Below are 17,289 nucleotides of genomic sequence, written 5' to 3'. Positions count from 1 at the left end.
AAATAGTTAAAAAACCTACTATGTATTGAATATCAAGCGCTTACAAATTACGACAGATGATTTTAAAATGAAGCTTAAGAAACCAATTCCCCACTATGCAGATAAAGTTTCCCAATCTAAAAAAAATTTCGCCATCGGTTTTTAGGATTATTTAAAAATAACCTTTTTAACAAATAGCCCCACACGCTTCGTACTGCAAAACGGGAAAGCAAATTCTAAAATTAGAAGATACTGTATTCCCATCTCACCCAAACTTGCTACTGCTGATTGGCAAATGCTTTATATCAAAACATGTAACATAATCATTTAGCCGCCGATGACGAATTTTTTCAGTTAAATTGTTGGATGTAATCAGGATGAGCACAAATGTAATAAAAAAAAATAAAACTAAACAAATACGTTTAGATATTTGTTCTCAATTCTCTCGAGTTTGCAATATGGATGATATCGATCTTTTTAAAAAAAACCTTGGGAAACGCATCGCACAACTACGCGAAGAAAGAGGCTTAACGCAACCCAATTTAGGCGCATTGATTAACAAAGATTTTCAAAGCATTAGCAGAATAGAAAATGGTCATGTAAATGCATCTGGCTACATTTTAAAACAGATTGCTGATGCATTGAAAGTATCCATGAATGATCTATTTGATTTTGATTCTACAATTGATTAAACATTCCAATCACTTTTCTATTACCTTTATATATGAACCATTCTGATCAATTCCCTGTGTTGGATAAATGCACCTATCTTAACACAGCATATTCAGGCTTGTTATCCGTAAACATTGCTGAATGGAGACGCAAACACGACGAAGAATTTATAAATCTGGGTAGTGAGTTCCGTCTAAATCCATCCCTATTTTTGCGAAATGTAAGGGAAAACTTAGCCAGTTTATTTAATGGCAAACCTGAAAACACCTTTCTCGTTCCGAATTTTTCTTTCGGTTTAAACACTTTTTTAAACGGTTTGGAAGGTCATCATAAATTCTTGCTACTTAGCGGGGATTACCCTTCAATTAATTACCCAATATTAAGCAGAGGCTTTGATTGTGAGCAAGTAGAAATCGGAACAGATCTGGAAGAAAGAATTTTAGAAAAGATTAAAATTTGGAAACCTACGGTATTTGCCTTCAGTTTAGTTCAATACATCAGCGGGATAAAGCTAAATGAGTTATTTCTAACAAAACTTAAACAAGAATTTCCAGATTTATTATTGATAGCAGATTGTACCCAGTTTTGTGGAACAGCTACATTCGATTTTGAACATTCGGCAATAGATGTAGCGATTTCTAGCGGGTATAAATGGATGCTTGCCGGTTATGGCAATGGCTTTGTCTTTTTAAAAGACCAAGCAAAAAATCTCATTTACAAGGATAGAAAAACAAAAAGTTTACCAAGCGAACCATTTTTGAATGGAAAAGATCATTTACTCATGTGCTTCGAGCCGGGCCATTTAGACACACTCAATTTTGGCACCTTAAATCAGGCGATCAATCATTTAAAGACCATTGGATTAGCCGTTATTGAGCAAGAAACTCAAAACTTAACAGAAAAGGCAAAAGATGCCTTCGCCGAACGCGGATTGTTAGGTAAGGATGTGTTGGAGAGAAAAGATCATTCCACCATATTGAGTTTATCTTTAAGTCCGGAACAGGTAAAGAAAATTCAAGAGGCAAATATTATTTGTTCTGCCAGAGGGGCAGGAACCCGTTTTTCTTTCCATTATTACAACACAGAAAACGACTTAAATACACTTCTTGAAGTGTTAGATCATAAGTAAATAATAATTACCCTTTAACTACAACACAGGACATTAAATAGAAAATTGGCTAGTAAGTTGACATGAGCCAATTCCAGTGTCATATCTTATTCATTGCCCTTAAAAACGTTAATTACGCTGGTTTTCCATTGTATGTAACCCAAATTGCCACAAACTGTAGCAACTTGTTCCTCTATTGCCTTCGGAACATCATTAACCACTCTCCATCTTATTTTATATTTGGAATTATAGCTAAGGTAAATTACCACATCGTCATCCCTCCTACCTTCAGTTTCTAAAAACTTTAACGATTTATCTTTTAGGTCCTGTGCGGCCTGTTTCAATCTTTCGTTCATAATCTTGCCCAAAGAAGATTCAGGGCGGAAATCGGTATCAAATATTGCTAAAACTGTAACTGTCATAAAAAAACGCGCTTTCGTCTTCAAAAAAAAGAAGTAAAATACTTCTTTATAAAGCACAAATTTATACTAATTATTTTAGCAAACAAATCCAAGATATAATATTTAGGTAAAATATAGCATTCTCAAATCCTGTGAGAAAAAAAAAAGCCCCGACTGAATAGTCGAGGCTTTTGCTGTTATGGAATAACGATCTGCTAAAGCGCAGCGCGTAATCCAAATTCGGAAAGGGCAAAAGTATATTCTGCTAGGGTAACATTAGCAGCGTCTTGTGCAACAATGATAATGCTTGTCCCTCTTGATTGAGAAACAACACCATTACTTGCCGTAAAAAGACCTTTACCAATTTGGCTTAAACTAAATGTATAGGTAAGTCCCCAAATTGTATTAGAAGAGTTTCCGTAAGCACCAATAGCACTCACAACTGGAGCACCTGCAACTGGTGTTGGCGTTGCCGCCAATGAAACATTAGTTGCTGTAAAAAGTGGTGTTCTTACAGAAGAAGAAACTGCAGTAGGACTAGTTTGTGTATTACTTAAATAATAAACAGTCAGTTTTGGGATAACTTTCGAAGGAAAAAGTTTTTCACCCACGATATAATTAAGTGTTACTGTACTGGTTGCCACTGTACCAGTAGTAGAAATGGCATTGCCTTTTGCTAATTCAATTGTTGTAGCACCTGTCCCAGCAACTTCTACTTCAGCATTAGGGTCTTTCTTACAAGCGCTCATCGAAATAATGATGACACTAGCAATAACCGTAATTTTTGATATGATATTTTTCATTTTTTTCAATTTATTATGATAAAGGACTAGTTGAAATTGTAACGAATGCCAAACTGCATAAAGTAAGTTGAACTAATCGTTTGAGAAGTACCAAATGTTTCTCTCACAATATCTCCCTGTGCATTCGCCAATCTAAAGGTTGGTTTTGTGAATGAATTGATTGAAGAAACATTCTGAGGAACTAGGATTGCTGAGTTATTTACAAAATTCACATTACCCCATTTACGATTCAATAAGTTACCTACGTTAAAGATATCAACGGTAAATTGGAAAGAGTTTTTAGTTTTACCATAGTTTCTGAAAACTTCCTGAGTTAACCTCAAATCAAATTGATTTCTCCAAGGGGAAGTAGCCGCATTACGTTCAGCATACTGACCCTTATGCTCGCTTAAATATTTATCATTGTTGATGTAATTCATGAAAATATCACTCTGTTCTTGAGCGGTGTAAGCTCTAGCATAACCATTTGTTCCTGTTGGGATGTTAACGAAATTAATTTCCGATGCATCACGTGGAATATATATCAGGTCATTAGTCTGTCCATCACGGTTGAAGTCTGCACTATAACTATAAGAGAATCTTCCTTGCTGTGAACCTGAATAAAATAATGAGAATGATGTAGCTAAGTTTTGAAGATATTCTTTTTTATAAGAAATATTTGCCACAACACGATCAGGGTTTAAGTTACTTGAATAACTTAATGTTGGATTGTTTGCATTTGTTGAAGTAAAAGGAAGAGACCACAAGTTCAGCAATTGGTCACCACTTCCGTCACCATAGTTGCGTTGATCTGAACGTGTATAGGCAATCATAGCAGATAAGCCATTTGAAAAGTTTTTGGTTAACTGCGCAGTTGCTTGCCAGTTATAACCACCTTTAGCGTTACTCATTTCGATTACGTTAAGGGCAGAAGTTCCTGTAGCACTTGGTAAACCTGCACTCGTAATGTTAACTACTTGTCTTGATGTTACCGAACTACCATAAAATGGTCTGTTGTCCGGATAGCCAGCGATGTTTAAATTTGTTGGATTTTGTAAGTTAACGTTCTTTGCAACAGCAACATACAAATCTTTACCATAAATACCCTCTAATGTTCCAATGATACCACCTGGTAATTTTACATCAACAGCAAAACTCGATTTCCAAGTTTGTGGGAATTTTAAATCTGGTGATAAAGCACTAATTGTTCCTGGAATACTTGATCCAGCCGCTGGAGCAGCAGTAGTTAAGTTCGGAGCAATACTTGGATTGAATAGCGGTGTTGAAGCGCCAGAATAAACTTGAGTATATTGTAACAAACCAGCATCTCCTGATTGAGCAACAATCCATACAAATGGAACACGACCTGTAAAAATACCTGTACCACCGCGTACTTGTAATGAACGATCTCCCAATACATCCCAGTTAAATCCGAAACGTGGAGAATAGGTAATTTTGTTTCCTGGTAAAACACCTGTATCAATTTTTCTGCCATCGGCAAAAGTTTGAGCTGCAACCAAAGGATGTGTTCTGATCTCAGAAACATCTGGATAAGTTGCTTGTTCTACACGTAAACCTGCGGTCAGTTTCAAACGATCTGTTACAGTAAATTCATCCTGTAAATAAGCAGAATATTGAGCGAATTTAAAGCTTGGGTAAGCTTGAGAACCATCAGCAGTTAGCGGATAAGTAACTGAATACTGGAGCGGTCTTGCATTGTTGTAAAAATCAGCATAAGAAGCAAAAGTATAAAAACCTGTACCAAAACGCTGGAAACCATTCTTAGTAGTACTATATTCTGCCTGAACGCCTAAAGTAATGTTGTGTTTACCCAAAGCTAAACTTAAATCATCACTATAGGTATAACCTTTAACGTCTCTTAAGTTACCGTAAGTAAATGGCTCATAACCAAAAGTAGTTAAAACATTCCCTGCTGATGATGCAGACTGTGTATTGTTTAAGATATCTACCAATGGGAATGGAGAACTGTCCGAAGTTCTAGGATCGTTCTGGTGAGAATACGTTGCACGTAAAACGTTTGTAAGTTTACTTCCAAAATTCGAGTTTAACTCAGCAACTGCAGAATATAAATTGGCTGCCTGATAATAATTTGAGTTCGAAAAGTTCAAACCAGCGTTTGTATTCGTTCCCGATCTGTTGTTACCATAACCTAAGTTACCCGTAACACCCGAACCCGAAACTGATGTAGATGCAGAACTAGGACTGGTACTTTCTACTTGGTTGTATCGAACGCTTAGGCGATGACTTTTAGTGATATTCCAATCTAAACGTGCAAAGAACTTCTCATTGTCGCTGATGTTTGAATAACCTTGGTAAACACCAGGATCATAGCCGTATTTAGAAATTAAATAAGACTTTAACGCATCCAAATCCGAAGCAGTTGCAGGTGCTACAGTAGTCAAGCTACCGAAAGGCTGACCTGGAGTAGCGGCAATTCTATTATTTCCTGGCTCAATCGTATGTTTCTTTTCGTAATTAGCGAAGAAGAATAATTTATCCTTTATAATTGGACCGCCTAAACTGAAACCATAGTTTTTCTCATCTAACTTTTGTAAAGACGGAATTCTGTAACTTTCGCCGATTCTTTTTCCTTGGTTTTCTTCACCACGCATAGTGTAGAAAGCATTTCCTTGAAAATTATTTGATCCTGAACGCGTAACTGCAGTAACTGAACCACCAGTGAAACCCGATTGACGAACATCGTAAGGGGTAACATTAATCGAAATCTGCTCCAACGCGTCAATTGAAATTGGAGAACCACCAGCAGGAATGTTCTGTCCAATACCGAACTGATTGTTAAAGTTAGCACCATCCACCGTAAAGTTGTTAGAACGGAAGTTACCACCACCAATTGAAGTACCATTTGCTTGTGGCGTTAAACGAGTTAAATCGTTAACACTCCGAGATATTGAAGGTAAATTCTGGATTTCAGCTCTAGTAATAACAGTATTTGCACCTGTTTTATTAGCGTTCATAATCGAACCAGCTCTTTGCCCTACAACCTTTACTTCAGTTAAAGTAGCGCTGTTATCAACCAAAATCAAATTTAATGTATATGGCTCACCTAATTTTAAATAAACCTCAGTCAATTTTTCAGGTCTGTAACCCACAAAACTTACTTCAATCGTGTAAGGCCCACCAACACGCATACCACCAATGGTAAAACGTCCGTCGTTGTTTGTAGATACACTATAAACTGTTCCTGTTGGAGTGTGTGTAGCCTTAACACTTGCACCAGGTAAGGTGCCTTTGGCATCCTTAATAGTTCCAGTCATTGATGATGTAGTTACCTGCGCATTTGCACTTAAGGTAATGCCCACAAAAGCCACAATAACAAGCACTAATCTTAAAAGTAAAGATTTCTTCATACTTTGTTTTTTAATTGTTTTTTGTTGTTAAATAAAATACTAGGTGATTTTATGCCGCAAATGTAATTAATAATCTTTAACACATTTAACATTCAATGTTAAATTATCGTTAACTCCTACAAAACTTTTCAACAATTAACATGCTAAATAGCCCATCTAAGTTTCAGTTTATCAATGCATTGTCATTTCAAATAAATAATTACTAAGAAATACCCCAAATCGCTAAAATTAATATACAGATAGGAGCCTAAAAATAGAATTTTAGTAAAACCAAGTGATAACGAATAACGATTCTATCAAATAAATAAATAAAAGGATTAACCTGATTAAACTTAACATTAAATTCATCTTAACAATCAATAATGTTCGCCTATCCGAAAGAAATTTTGAAAAAACTCGCGTTATCAAACTTTTGTTTTTCGTTTTATGCCCTATTCACCGCAAGAAATCATCTAAATATTTAAAGCCTAACATTTATATATGATTGCTTTGTAAATTTATAACCTATAAATAGCGAATCGAATAAGAACAATGCACCGTTTAACATTTTTTTTTTAGTTTTGGGGATTATAAGAACTGAAGTTTTCAAATGTAATGCTTCTTTGATTTACAAGAGTGAGGGAAATCTTTTCGATGAACCTTTTCCCAGCTGGTAGATTACAATAGATACAAAACAATTAAAAGAAATCTCTTTAAAATAGATATGAACTACGACGTTATTGTTTTAGGCAGCGGCCCAGGAGGTTATGTAGCTGCGATCAGAGCTTCTCAATTAGGACTAAAAGTTGCAATTGTGGAGCGAGAATCATTAGGCGGAATTTGTTTAAACTGGGGATGTATCCCTACAAAAGCACTTTTAAAAAGCGCTCAAGTTTTCGAATACATCAATCACGCAGCTGATTACGGCATCACAACAGCGGGAGCCACAGCTGATTTTGCAGCGGTAGTAAAACGTAGCCGCGGTGTTGCAGATGGAATGAGTAAAGGCGTTCAGTTTTTAATGAAGAAAAATAAAATTGACGTAATTATGGGAACTGGTAAGGTTAAACCAGGGAACAAATTGGACGTTAAAGGTGCAGACGGTTCTCAACAAGAACTATCCGCTAAAAATATCATTATTGCAACAGGCGCAAGATCGAGAGAATTGCCTAACCTAAAACAAGATGGTAAAAAAATCATAGGCTACCGCCAGGCCATGGTGCTTCCAGAATTACCAAAAAGCATGGTTGTTGTGGGCTCTGGCGCTATTGGGGTTGAGTTTGCGTATTTCTATGCCACAATGGGAACGAAAGTAACCATTGTAGAATTTATGGATAATGTAGTACCTGTAGAGGATGAAGATGTTTCTAAACAATTGTTGCGCAGCCTTAAAAAAGTAGGCATCGATGTAATGACCTCAGCAAGTGTAGAATCAGTTGATACAAGTGGCACAGGCTGTAAGGTATCCGTAAAAACTGCTTCAGGTATGCAAACCATCGAAGCAGACATCGTTCTTTCTGCGGCTGGTATTGTAGCCAACATCGAAAATATTGGTTTAGAAGAAACCGGAATCAAAACCGAAAAAGGTAAAATCGTTACTGATGAATTCTACAACACCTCAGTAAAAGGCTATTACGCTATTGGTGATGTGGTAAGCGGACAAGCTTTGGCTCACGTGGCATCTGCCGAAGGTATTATTTGCGTAGAGAAAATTGCTGGTCAACATGCTGAACCATTGGATTATAACAACATACCAGGATGTACTTATTGCACACCAGAAATTGCATCTGTGGGTTACACAGAAAAAGCAGCTAAAGCGGCAGGATATGAATTAAAAATTGGTAAGTTCCCTTTTTCTGCATCCGGTAAAGCTAGTGCAGCTGGTGCAAAAGATGGCTTTGTTAAGCTAATCTTTGATGCGAAATATGGCGAGTTATTAGGTGCTCACATGATTGGCGCGAACGTAACGGAAATGATTGCAGAAATTGTGGTTGCTCGTAAATTAGAAACCACAGGACATGAAATGATTAAGTCCGTTCACCCTCACCCAACCATGAGCGAGGCCATTATGGAAGCAGCAGCTGATGCTTACGGAGAAGTAATCCACTTATAAAAGGCCAAAGGATTTTGGCTGAAAATCAATAACAGCTTAAACACCCGAGCAAAGCAAATTTTTGAAAACCCTTCAGCAAATGCTAAAGGGTTTTCTTATTTTTAATCAGTTTGCAATCCACTTTCAAAAATAACGGCACATGAACACCCAAAACTAAATACGAAATAGCATACACTTAAATCCATGCTCAAACTTGATACTTATTACTTAATACTTGATATGCCTTACCTGATATTCAATACGTGATACCAAATACTTAATACCCGATACTCAATACCCGATACTTGATACCTGATACTCAATACTTGATACCTGATACTCAATACTTGATACCTGATACTCGATACTTAATACTTGATACCTGATACTCAATACTTGATACCTGATACTCGATACTCGATACTTGATACCCGATACTCAATACTTAATACTCTTTACTCAATACCTAATCCCAACCAATCCCCACCCAGCAAAATGAAACTCCACACCATAAATACAGGCCTATTTAAATTAGACGGCGGTGCCATGTTCGGCGTTGTACCCAAAACCATTTGGCAAAAAACTAACCCAGCAGATTCTAATAACCTCTGTACATGGGCAATGCGCTGTCTTCTAATCGAAGAAGGAGATCAGCTTACTTTGATAGATACCGGTATCGGCAATAAACAAGATGAAAAATTTTTCAGTCATTATTATTTGCATGGCGATGATACTATCGACAAATCTTTAGCCCAATTGGGATTCAGCAGGGCCGACATAACCGACGTTTTTTTAACCCACTTACACTTTGATCATGTGGGCGGAGCAGTAATTCGTGATGCGGAAAAGCTACTGCCAGCTTTTAAAAACGCAACCTATTGGAGCAACGAGAAACACTGGCAGTGGGCAGTAGAACCAAATGCCAGAGAAAAAGCCTCCTTTTTAAAAGAAAACATATTACCCATCCAAGAAAGTGGACAACTTAAGTTTGTAGAAGAAAAAGAAAATATCGAATGGCGTAAAAACATCAACATTTGCTTTGCCTATGGCCATACAGACGCTATGATGCTTCCGAAGATTAAATATAAAAACCATACAATTGTTTACATGGCTGATCTCCTACCCTCTGTTGGTCATTTGCCACTTCCATATGTAATGGCTTACGACATGTTTCCTTTAACCACTCTGACTGAAAAGCAAGCCTTTTTGGAAGAAGCAGTAAACCAAAACTACGTGCTTTATCTAGAACACGATCCTGTACATGAGTGTTGCACTTTGCAAAGAACTGAAAAAGGAATTCGTGTGGCGGAAACTTTTAACTTAAGCGACCTCTAATGATTCGCAGAGCGGAACCCAAAGATTATAAAACTGTTGTGCCACTTATAATCCAGGCGATGGGCGAATTGGCAAACAAATTTAGTAATACCAGCAATAGTGTTCAAACGATAGCACTTTTCGAATACTTTTTTAAGCAAAAAGATAATCAATACAGTTTTGAAAACACCTTAGTATATGAAGAAAACGGAAAGGTGCTGGGCTCGCTGAATGCTTATGACGGTGCAAAACTATTGAAACTACGCCAAAATTTTTTCGATTACCTGTTCATTCATAATGGAGTTGAAAATTTAACACCAGAAGCCGAAACTGAAAGTGGAGAATTTTATTTAGATACGATCAGTGTTCACCACAAGGCACAAGGCAAAGGTATTGGAAAACAATTGATAGATGCCGGAATAGATTGGGCCATTCAGCTTGGCCATAAGAAAGTCGGATTATTGGTAGAGACAAATAATAATCGGGCTTTGAAACTATACCAAGATAAAAACTTTGAAATTCAGCATACAAAAAAATTCTTTGGAGGCTTATATTACCACATGGTTTACAACTTATAAGATGATTACATCGCCTGTAGCAATTTATTTTCGCTTTTATTTGTATTTAATCTAAATAATAGCAATTTTTGCATCGATGGAAAAAGCCTGTATAGACATTAACGAACTGATTAACGTTTTCTCAACAGATCGGGGCTCAGTTTATCAATCTGATAAACTGAATTGTTTCTATGTTGATTTTGGCGGAAAGTTCGCGCGCTACAACTGCTTATCCTTACAAAAGTTAAAAAACATTGTAGAGGGAATTGATGTAGAAGCCTTGCTTTTAAACACCAATAAAGCTGATTTCGAGTTGATTACCTTCAACGGTTGCGATCACATCTATCTATTAAGTGCCCTAGAAATTGTTTCGCTAAAAGAATTGCTTCAAGGGGCATTTACCATGTTTAAACTTAATCATTTAATTAGCGACTGTCTTTACAGGTTAACAGTTTAAGAGGGAATAAATTAAATCAATTATCCCTAACGCTTTGCAATCTTATTTAAACTCATTACAAATACTTACATCACAGCAATTTAGACTAATTTCATATTGCAAATAGTTCACACAATCGAGGCATTTAGCTGTTAGATTTGTACGGTTACTAATTACAGAAATATGAAAGATCTAATGCGCATAAAATGTTTAATATCACAAGATATTGAGGCACTTTTAAATCAGCAAATCAAAAAAGAGGCACACTCCTCTTCACTATACTTAGCCATGTCGTCATGGTGCGATCAAAATGGTTTCGATTATTCAGCAGATTATTTTGCAAAACAATCTGAAGAAGAAAGAGCTCATCAACTAAAATTATTTAAGTATGTGTTAGATATGGGTGGTAATGCCATCTCTCCTGAAGTAACAGGTATCAAAACTGATTTTGCGGGGTTTAGAGAAGTTTTCGAAGATGCCCTTGAAGCCGAAATTGCAATCACACAAAGTTTTAAAAACATTGCTTCGAGATGCCATAAAGAACAGGATTTTGTAACGATGGAATTTTTGAACTGGTTCTTGAAAGAGCAACGTGAAGAAGAGTACAAAGCTCGCAGAGCCTTAGAATTATTTGAGGTAATTGGAGAAGAGGGAACTGGAAGATGGGAAATTGATAAACATGTGAATAAAATCACCTATTCAGAACAATAAATAACAAAACATATCTTCAGAAGCTATCTTAAATAAAATTAAGGTAGCTTTTTTTTTGTTTTAGGATTAATAGTAACAAAAAAGCTCCCTAAGTTACCTTCGGAAGCTTGATTTAGTTTAGTTTGTTTGGTTTATGTTGATTATGAATATCCTTTTTTGAGTGTTTTTATAAAAAAAGCGCCGTTACCAGCGCTTTTTTTAAACCAAATATATAATAATAATTAACGAGCATTACAAAAGTACAAATTTCTTCCATATTTACAAGAATTTTTATAAAAAAAATTAAAATAATTAATATAAATCTACAGAATACAACTAAAATACAACATAAAAACAGAATAAAACATAAATAACAACCATAAAATTGATTTACTTTAAAGTATAACGACCAAAAACCGACAAATAAAGAATAAAATTCATTTTTTAAACGGTATTTGTTGATATTAACCCGTAAAACCCAAATAATTTGCTTTTTTAACTATTTATTCAGTAAAAATTATAAAATATTTATGGATTATTTAATTAGTAAGTATTATAATCGTAAACTTCCTTACATAACAATGAATTGTAAAAGCTTGAATATTCCCAACGAAATTCTTTATTCAAAAATTATTTTGCAATTTAAACCCCATATTCCTCCCTACTCGTCACATCAACACCGGCAGCTTAAGTAGCTAATTTAAATGCCGGTTGACTTCTAATTATTTTTAAAGTAGAACTAGACAAATAAAATGAAATACTCAAACAGCATCTTATCTGTAGCCTTCCTTTTTGCAGGCTTAACAGGTTGCAAACGACAAGAACAACACGCTCCTCTAGGGGCTGTACTCCCTGAAACTGTGAAATCTCATCTAGCAGTTTTAGCCAATGATAGTTTGCAGGGACGAAGACCATTTACAGTTGGCGAAACAAAAACAGTGGATTACCTCTCAACACAATTTAAAAAAATGGGTATTGCCCCTGGCAACGGAGATAGTTATGTGCAGAAAGTACCCATGGTTGAAATCACTTCCACCCCATCTGCAACAATGGAAATTAGCGACGGAAAGCAAACAACCAGCTTAAAAGCCGTGGAAGACTTTGTAGCCTTTACAAGAAGGGAACAAGACACTCTTCAACTCAAAAATTCGCCGTTAGTGTTTGGAGGTTATGGCGTGGTTGCACCAGAATACAAATGGAACGACTATAAAAATTTGGATGTTAAGGGGAAAACAGTAATTGTCTTGGTAAACGACCCAGGCTTTAAATCAAATGAAAAAGGATTTTTTAGAGGTGATACCATGACCTACTATGGCCGTTGGACATACAAATTTGAAGAAGCAGCGAGGCAAGGTGCAGCAGGAGTGATTATAGTTCATCAAACAGAGCCAGCAAGTTACGATTGGTCTGTAATTAAAAACAGCAACACTGGCGCCAAACTGTATTTGCAAGAGAAAGATAAACACATGTCTCGATGTAAGATTGAAGGCTGGATGACTGAACAAGCAGCCACCAAATTATTAAATCAGGCCGGAATCAAAGGAGATATTCGTGCTTACGCCAGAAAAAAAGACTTCAAAGCCGTTCCACTAAACAGAAATGTCTCGGTAAGCCTTACAAACAAGCTCAAATATGCGACTTCGCAAAACGTAATTGCAAAAATTAAAGGTACTGAAAGACCAGATGAGTATGTGATTTATACCGCACATTGGGATCATTTTGGCATAGGTCCGAAAATTAATGGCGATTCTATTTATAATGGTGCGGTTGACAATGCTAGCGGTGTGGCTGCTATGCTGGGTGTTGCCCAAGCCTTTCAAAATGCCAAAGAAAAACCAGAACGTTCTATCATTTTTCTAGCCGTAACCGGTGAAGAACAGGGTTTACTTGGCTCAGAATATTACGGCTCCAACCCAGTTTATCCATTGAACAAAACCGTAGCCAACTTAAACATGGACGCCTTGGGTTTTTACGGCAAAACAAAAGACGTTTCCATTAAAGGATTAGGACAAAATGAAGTTGAAGACTACGTAGTTAAAGAACTTGAACAAAACCAAATGACTGCCGTTGGCGATCAAAGACCAGGCGCTGGAAGCTATTATCGTTCAGATCATTTTAATTTTGCGAAGGTAGGTGTGCCTGCAATCGACATTGTAAACGGTGTTGAAAGCATTGAAAAAGGGGCCGATTATGGTAAGGCACAAAAGAAGGATTACAATGAAAAACATTATCATCAGCCATCAGACGAATATAGTGAGAAAATGAATGTGGATGGATTTGTTCAGATTGCGAATATCCTGTTCAATGTTGGTTTTAAAATCAGCAACGAAACCACATTCCCACAATGGAAAAAAGGATCAGAATTTAAAGGTGTAAGAGAACAATCTATGAAGAAATAAGTATTTGTTAGAACTTTCTTTATCGGCATCTACCCGATCAAAATCAGTTACCAAAACTATACAAGGACAATTAATCACCAAGCTTTTTCAGTAATTTAACCATGGATCCGTTCAAACAATCTAACAATTTTTCCTAAATTTGCGGCTTTTACAAATAACAATATGATTAAGAGACAGCAAATTAAAGATTTATTAAAATCGACCGCATTTGACACAGAAGTAACGGTTATGGGATGGGTTAGAACTTTCCGTAATAATCAGTTTATCGCATTAAATGATGGATCTTGCATGGGCAATATCCAAGTTGTAGTTGATTTTAATAATTTACCAGAAGAGCTGTTAAAAAGAATAACCACTGGTGCAGCCATTTCTGCAACGGGTAAATTAATAGAATCTTTAGGTAAAGGTCAAAGTGTAGAAATTAAAGCAAGCCGTGTAGAAATATTAGGTGATAGTGATCCTGAAAAATTTCCATTGCAGCCTAAAAAGCACAGTTTGGAGTTTTTGCGTGAGATTGCCCATTTACGATTCCGCACCAATACTTTCAACGCTGTTTTTAAAGTACGCCATGCCCTGGCTTTCGCCATTCATCAATTTTATAACGAGCGTGGCTTTGTTTATATGCACACGCCTGTAATTACGGCTAGTGATGCTGAAGGCGCAGGAGAAATGTTTAAAGTAACCACTCTAGATTTTGACAACACGCCAAGAACTGAGGATGGTAAAGTAGATTTTTCAGAAGATTTCTTCGCCAGAGCGACTAACTTAACCGTATCTGGACAATTAGAAGGCGAATTGGCAGCAATGGCATTCGGTCAGATTTATACTTTCGGGCCAACTTTTAGAGCAGAAAATTCAAATACAACACGTCACTTAGCCGAGTTTTGGATGATTGAACCAGAGGTTGCCTTTGCCGATTTAGAAGACAACATGCAACTCGCTGAAGACATGATGAAGTATGTGATTAAATATGCTTTAGAAAACTGCAAGGATGAGCTTGAATTTTTAAATACCCGTTTGGCTGAAGAAGACAAGCAAAAACCTCAAAACGAACGAAGTGAGTTTGGATTGTTAGAGAAATTGGATTTCTGTTTAGCCAAGGATTTTGAACGATTAACCTATACGGAAGCGATTAGAATTTTAAAATCATCAAAGCCAAATCAGAAAAAACAATTTAAATATTTAATTGACGAATGGGGAGCGGATTTACAAAGTGAGCACGAGCGTTACCTCGTAGAAAAGCACTTTAAAAAACCAGTAATCTTAACTGATTATCCAGCTGATATTAAATCTTTCTACATGCGCCAGAACGAACCAGATGCAGAAGGCAGACAAACCGTTGCCGCTATGGATATATTGTTTCCGGGTATTGGAGAAATGATTGGTGGATCGCAACGCGAAGAACGTTTAGATCGCTTAACGAAACGTATGGAGGATATGAACATCCCTCAAGATGAACTTTGGTGGTATTTAGATACTCGTAGGTTTGGTTCGGCACCACACGCTGGTTTTGGCTTAGGTTTCGAACGCTTGGTGCTATTTGTAACTGGAATGACCAATATCCGTGATGTGATTGCTTTTCCAAGATTCCCTAAAAACGCAGAATTTTAATTAAAGCGACAATATTTATAACAATGAGCCATTCAGTTTTGAATGGCTCTTTTTATTTGTACAATGGTACGTGAAGACACGTACCATGGCGTTTAAATTGGTATTGAAAAGAGTTTTATAAGGTGGCGTCACCCGAAAATTATCTCAGGGTCTTAGCTTCTTTTAAAAGATATGTGTGTTGCCCAGAACTCACTCAGGGTTAAGTTTAAGTATTTTTAGCGTCCATCATCAGGCATGGTATCGCTATATGAATTGGCATGGGCATAATCAACTGCCGATACCTTATAATCTGTTGGAGCAAAACTTTTAGAACTGCTTAAGGCCATACCAAGCTCAAAACGAGTTGGATATGGGGTTTGCAACAAACTTCCTGCTGGTATGTACGGGAAACTTTCCAAATAACTCTGAATTACGCTTGGGCTAACTCTTCTGTTGATATACGCCCTACTCAATTGACTTGTTTCTCTCAATCCTGCCGCGCCTAAAAGTTCTACCGCACTCGCCACAGTTAAATTATGGAAGTTTTTAACGCGGACAGTTTTATCTTCTACAACTAAACCCTTCATTAAACTTTGATCTTGAGTAGCCACACCTGTTGGGCAAGTGTTGTTATTGCATTCCAGCGCTTGAATACAACCCAAGGCGAACATCATACCACGTGCCGCGTTACACATATCTGCGCCCAATGCAATGTTTTTAACCAAATCAAAGCCTGTGGCGACTTTTCCTGAAGCAATAATTTTGATGTGCTTTTTAAGATCAAAACCATTCAAAACATCATAAACAAAGGCAACTCCTTCTCGCAAAGGCATTCCAACCGAGTTCGAAAATTCCTGTGGTGCAGCTCCTGTTCCACCCTCTCCACCATCTACAGTTATAAAATCTGGATAAATCTTAGTCTCCACCATCGCCTTGCAAATGGCGTAGAATTCGCTTTTGCGGCCAATACAAAGTTTAAAACCTACCGGTTTTCCGCCAGATAAATCTCTCAATTTTTGAACAAATTCCAATAAACCAATAGGCGAATTGAATGCAGAATGCGAAGGTGGCGACAAAACATCTTTACCTTCTGGCACCAAACGAATGCGTGCCACCTCTGGTGTTACCTTCTTAGCTGGCAGCATACCACCATGACCTGGCTTTGCGCCTTGAGAAAGTTTGATTTCGATCATCTTTACTTGATCTGTCTTCGCCCTTTCAGCGTAGGCATCATAATTAAATGTTCCATCTTCATTTCGGCAACCAAAATATCCAGTACCAATTTGCCAAATTAAATCGCCCCCGGGCTGACGGTGATAATCGCTGATACCACCCTCACCTGTATTGTGCGCAAAGTTGCCCATTTTTGCGCCACCGTTTAAAGCTAGAATTGCATTCTGACTTAACGAGCCAAAACTCATGGCAGAAATGTTATAGATGCTGGCCGAATACGGCTTTTTGCAATCTGGCCCTCCAACTAAAACTCTAGGATCCAAGCTTAACTCGTGGTGTGAAATTGCTGCAATACTGTGACTTAACCACTCATATCCATTTTCGTACACATTAAGTTGGGTTCCAAACGGAATGGTATCGTTATCTTTTTTAGCGCGCTGATAAATCAAGGAGCGATTTAATCGATTATATGGCGTACCGTTGGTGTCGCTTTCTACAAAATATTGGTAAACCTTTGGACGAAGTTCTTCCATAAAATACCTCAATCGTCCGAAAACAGGATAATTTCTAACAATGCTGTGTTTCGGTTGATACAAATCGTGAACACCAAGAATCACAAATGGACCGGTAAAGAGAAATGTCCACCATAAAAATGGATGATAAAGGCCCAGCATAATGGTTAGGGCAACTAAAAAGGCGGCAATCGCAACGAAAGCTTTTCTCATATT

13 protein-coding genes are annotated in these 17,289 nt (G+C 37.1%); 9 read left to right on the top strand and 4 right to left on the bottom strand.

Annotated elements, in window-relative coordinates; all coding sequences use genetic code 11:
• Positions 1-437: 437 nt before the first annotated feature.
• Positions 438-671, top strand: coding sequence for a helix-turn-helix domain-containing protein (locus DHW03_RS02185; RefSeq protein WP_165825345.1), 234 nt, complete (start codon positions 438-440; stop codon positions 669-671).
• 32 nt (positions 672-703) lie between these two features.
• On the top strand, positions 704-1,780 hold the full coding sequence (locus DHW03_RS02180; protein WP_109924105.1) for an aminotransferase class V-fold PLP-dependent enzyme: 1,077 nt from the start codon (positions 704-706) through the stop codon (positions 1,778-1,780).
• An 86-nt stretch (positions 1,781-1,866) separates the two neighbouring features.
• Here the strand turns inward: DHW03_RS02180 and DHW03_RS02175 are convergent, their stop codons facing one another.
• From DHW03_RS02175 to DHW03_RS02165, 3 genes are all read right to left on the bottom strand, one after another.
• Entirely contained in the window at positions 1,867-2,181 is a 315-nt protein-coding gene (locus DHW03_RS02175; RefSeq protein ID WP_109924104.1) for a hypothetical protein, read from the bottom strand.
• A 194-nt stretch (positions 2,182-2,375) separates the two neighbouring features.
• Entirely contained in the window at positions 2,376-2,963 is a 588-nt protein-coding gene (locus tag DHW03_RS02170; RefSeq protein ID WP_109924103.1) for a hypothetical protein, read from the bottom strand.
• A gap of 26 nt (positions 2,964-2,989) precedes the next feature.
• A complete protein-coding gene (locus DHW03_RS02165; RefSeq protein ID WP_109924102.1) occupies positions 2,990-6,331 on the bottom strand; it encodes a TonB-dependent receptor in 3,342 nt (1,113 codons plus the stop codon).
• 703 nt (positions 6,332-7,034) lie between these two features.
• Between DHW03_RS02165 and lpdA the strand changes: the two genes are divergently transcribed.
• The 7 genes from lpdA (at position 7,035) to asnS (ending at position 15,409) form a co-directional block, all read left to right on the top strand.
• Entirely contained in the window at positions 7,035-8,423 is a 1,389-nt protein-coding gene (gene lpdA / locus DHW03_RS02160) for a dihydrolipoyl dehydrogenase (protein WP_109924101.1), read from the top strand.
• 474 nt (positions 8,424-8,897) lie between these two features.
• A complete protein-coding gene (locus DHW03_RS02155; protein ID WP_109924100.1) occupies positions 8,898-9,737 on the top strand; it encodes an MBL fold metallo-hydrolase in 840 nt (279 codons plus the stop codon).
• Positions 9,737-10,294 (top strand): GNAT family N-acetyltransferase, encoded by a 558-nt coding sequence (locus DHW03_RS02150; RefSeq protein WP_109924099.1) that lies wholly within the window; start codon positions 9,737-9,739, stop codon positions 10,292-10,294. Before DHW03_RS02155 ends, DHW03_RS02150 begins: the two co-directional genes overlap by 1 nt.
• A 76-nt stretch (positions 10,295-10,370) precedes the next feature.
• A complete protein-coding gene (locus DHW03_RS02145) occupies positions 10,371-10,730 on the top strand; it encodes a hypothetical protein (RefSeq protein ID WP_109924098.1) in 360 nt (119 codons plus the stop codon).
• Between the two features lie 162 nt (positions 10,731-10,892).
• On the top strand, positions 10,893-11,420 hold the full coding sequence (locus DHW03_RS02140) for a ferritin (protein ID WP_109924097.1): 528 nt from the start codon (positions 10,893-10,895) through the stop codon (positions 11,418-11,420).
• 731 nt (positions 11,421-12,151) lie between these two features.
• A complete protein-coding gene (locus DHW03_RS02135; RefSeq protein ID WP_109924096.1) occupies positions 12,152-13,798 on the top strand; it encodes a M28 family metallopeptidase in 1,647 nt (548 codons plus the stop codon).
• 162 nt (positions 13,799-13,960) lie between these two features.
• The gene (gene asnS / locus DHW03_RS02130) at positions 13,961-15,409 is read left to right on the top strand and encodes an asparagine--tRNA ligase (RefSeq protein WP_109924095.1); all 1,449 of its coding nucleotides are present in this window, start codon (positions 13,961-13,963) and stop codon (positions 15,407-15,409) included.
• A 215-nt stretch (positions 15,410-15,624) separates the two neighbouring features.
• On the opposite strand, the gene DHW03_RS02125 is transcribed toward asnS, so the two are convergent.
• Entirely contained in the window at positions 15,625-17,286 is a 1,662-nt protein-coding gene (locus DHW03_RS02125) for an FMN-binding glutamate synthase family protein (RefSeq protein ID WP_109924094.1), read from the bottom strand.
• Positions 17,287-17,289 lie beyond the last annotated feature (3 nt).

It is taken from the genome of Pedobacter yonginensis, from assembly GCF_003173595.1.
GTDB classification, from domain to species: Bacteria; Bacteroidota; Bacteroidia; order Sphingobacteriales; family Sphingobacteriaceae; genus Pedobacter; species Pedobacter yonginense.
Note: the sequence above shows the minus strand (reverse complement) of the source record. Positions and strands in the feature narration are given on the sequence as shown.

Excerpts from the sequence above, each read along its gene's own strand:
- DHW03_RS02185 (WP_165825345.1), top strand. The coding sequence starts at position 438 with ATGGATGATATCGATCTTTTTAAAAAAAACCTTGGGAAACGCATCGCA.
- DHW03_RS02180 (WP_109924105.1), top strand. The coding sequence starts at position 704 with ATGAACCATTCTGATCAATTCCCTGTGTTGGATAAATGCACCTATCTT.
- DHW03_RS02175 (WP_109924104.1), bottom strand. The coding sequence starts at position 2,181 with ATGACAGTTACAGTTTTAGCAATATTTGATACCGATTTCCGCCCTGAA.
- DHW03_RS02170 (WP_109924103.1), bottom strand. The coding sequence starts at position 2,963 with ATGAAAAATATCATATCAAAAATTACGGTTATTGCTAGTGTCATCATT.
- DHW03_RS02165 (WP_109924102.1), bottom strand. The coding sequence starts at position 6,331 with ATGAAGAAATCTTTACTTTTAAGATTAGTGCTTGTTATTGTGGCTTTT.
- lpdA (WP_109924101.1), top strand. The coding sequence starts at position 7,035 with ATGAACTACGACGTTATTGTTTTAGGCAGCGGCCCAGGAGGTTATGTA.
- DHW03_RS02155 (WP_109924100.1), top strand. The coding sequence starts at position 8,898 with ATGAAACTCCACACCATAAATACAGGCCTATTTAAATTAGACGGCGGT.
- DHW03_RS02150 (WP_109924099.1), top strand. The coding sequence starts at position 9,737 with ATGATTCGCAGAGCGGAACCCAAAGATTATAAAACTGTTGTGCCACTT.
- DHW03_RS02145 (WP_109924098.1), top strand. The coding sequence starts at position 10,371 with ATGGAAAAAGCCTGTATAGACATTAACGAACTGATTAACGTTTTCTCA.
- DHW03_RS02140 (WP_109924097.1), top strand. The coding sequence starts at position 10,893 with ATGAAAGATCTAATGCGCATAAAATGTTTAATATCACAAGATATTGAG.
- DHW03_RS02135 (WP_109924096.1), top strand. The coding sequence starts at position 12,152 with ATGAAATACTCAAACAGCATCTTATCTGTAGCCTTCCTTTTTGCAGGC.
- asnS (WP_109924095.1), top strand. The coding sequence starts at position 13,961 with ATGATTAAGAGACAGCAAATTAAAGATTTATTAAAATCGACCGCATTT.
- DHW03_RS02125 (WP_109924094.1), bottom strand. The coding sequence starts at position 17,286 with ATGAGAAAAGCTTTCGTTGCGATTGCCGCCTTTTTAGTTGCCCTAACC.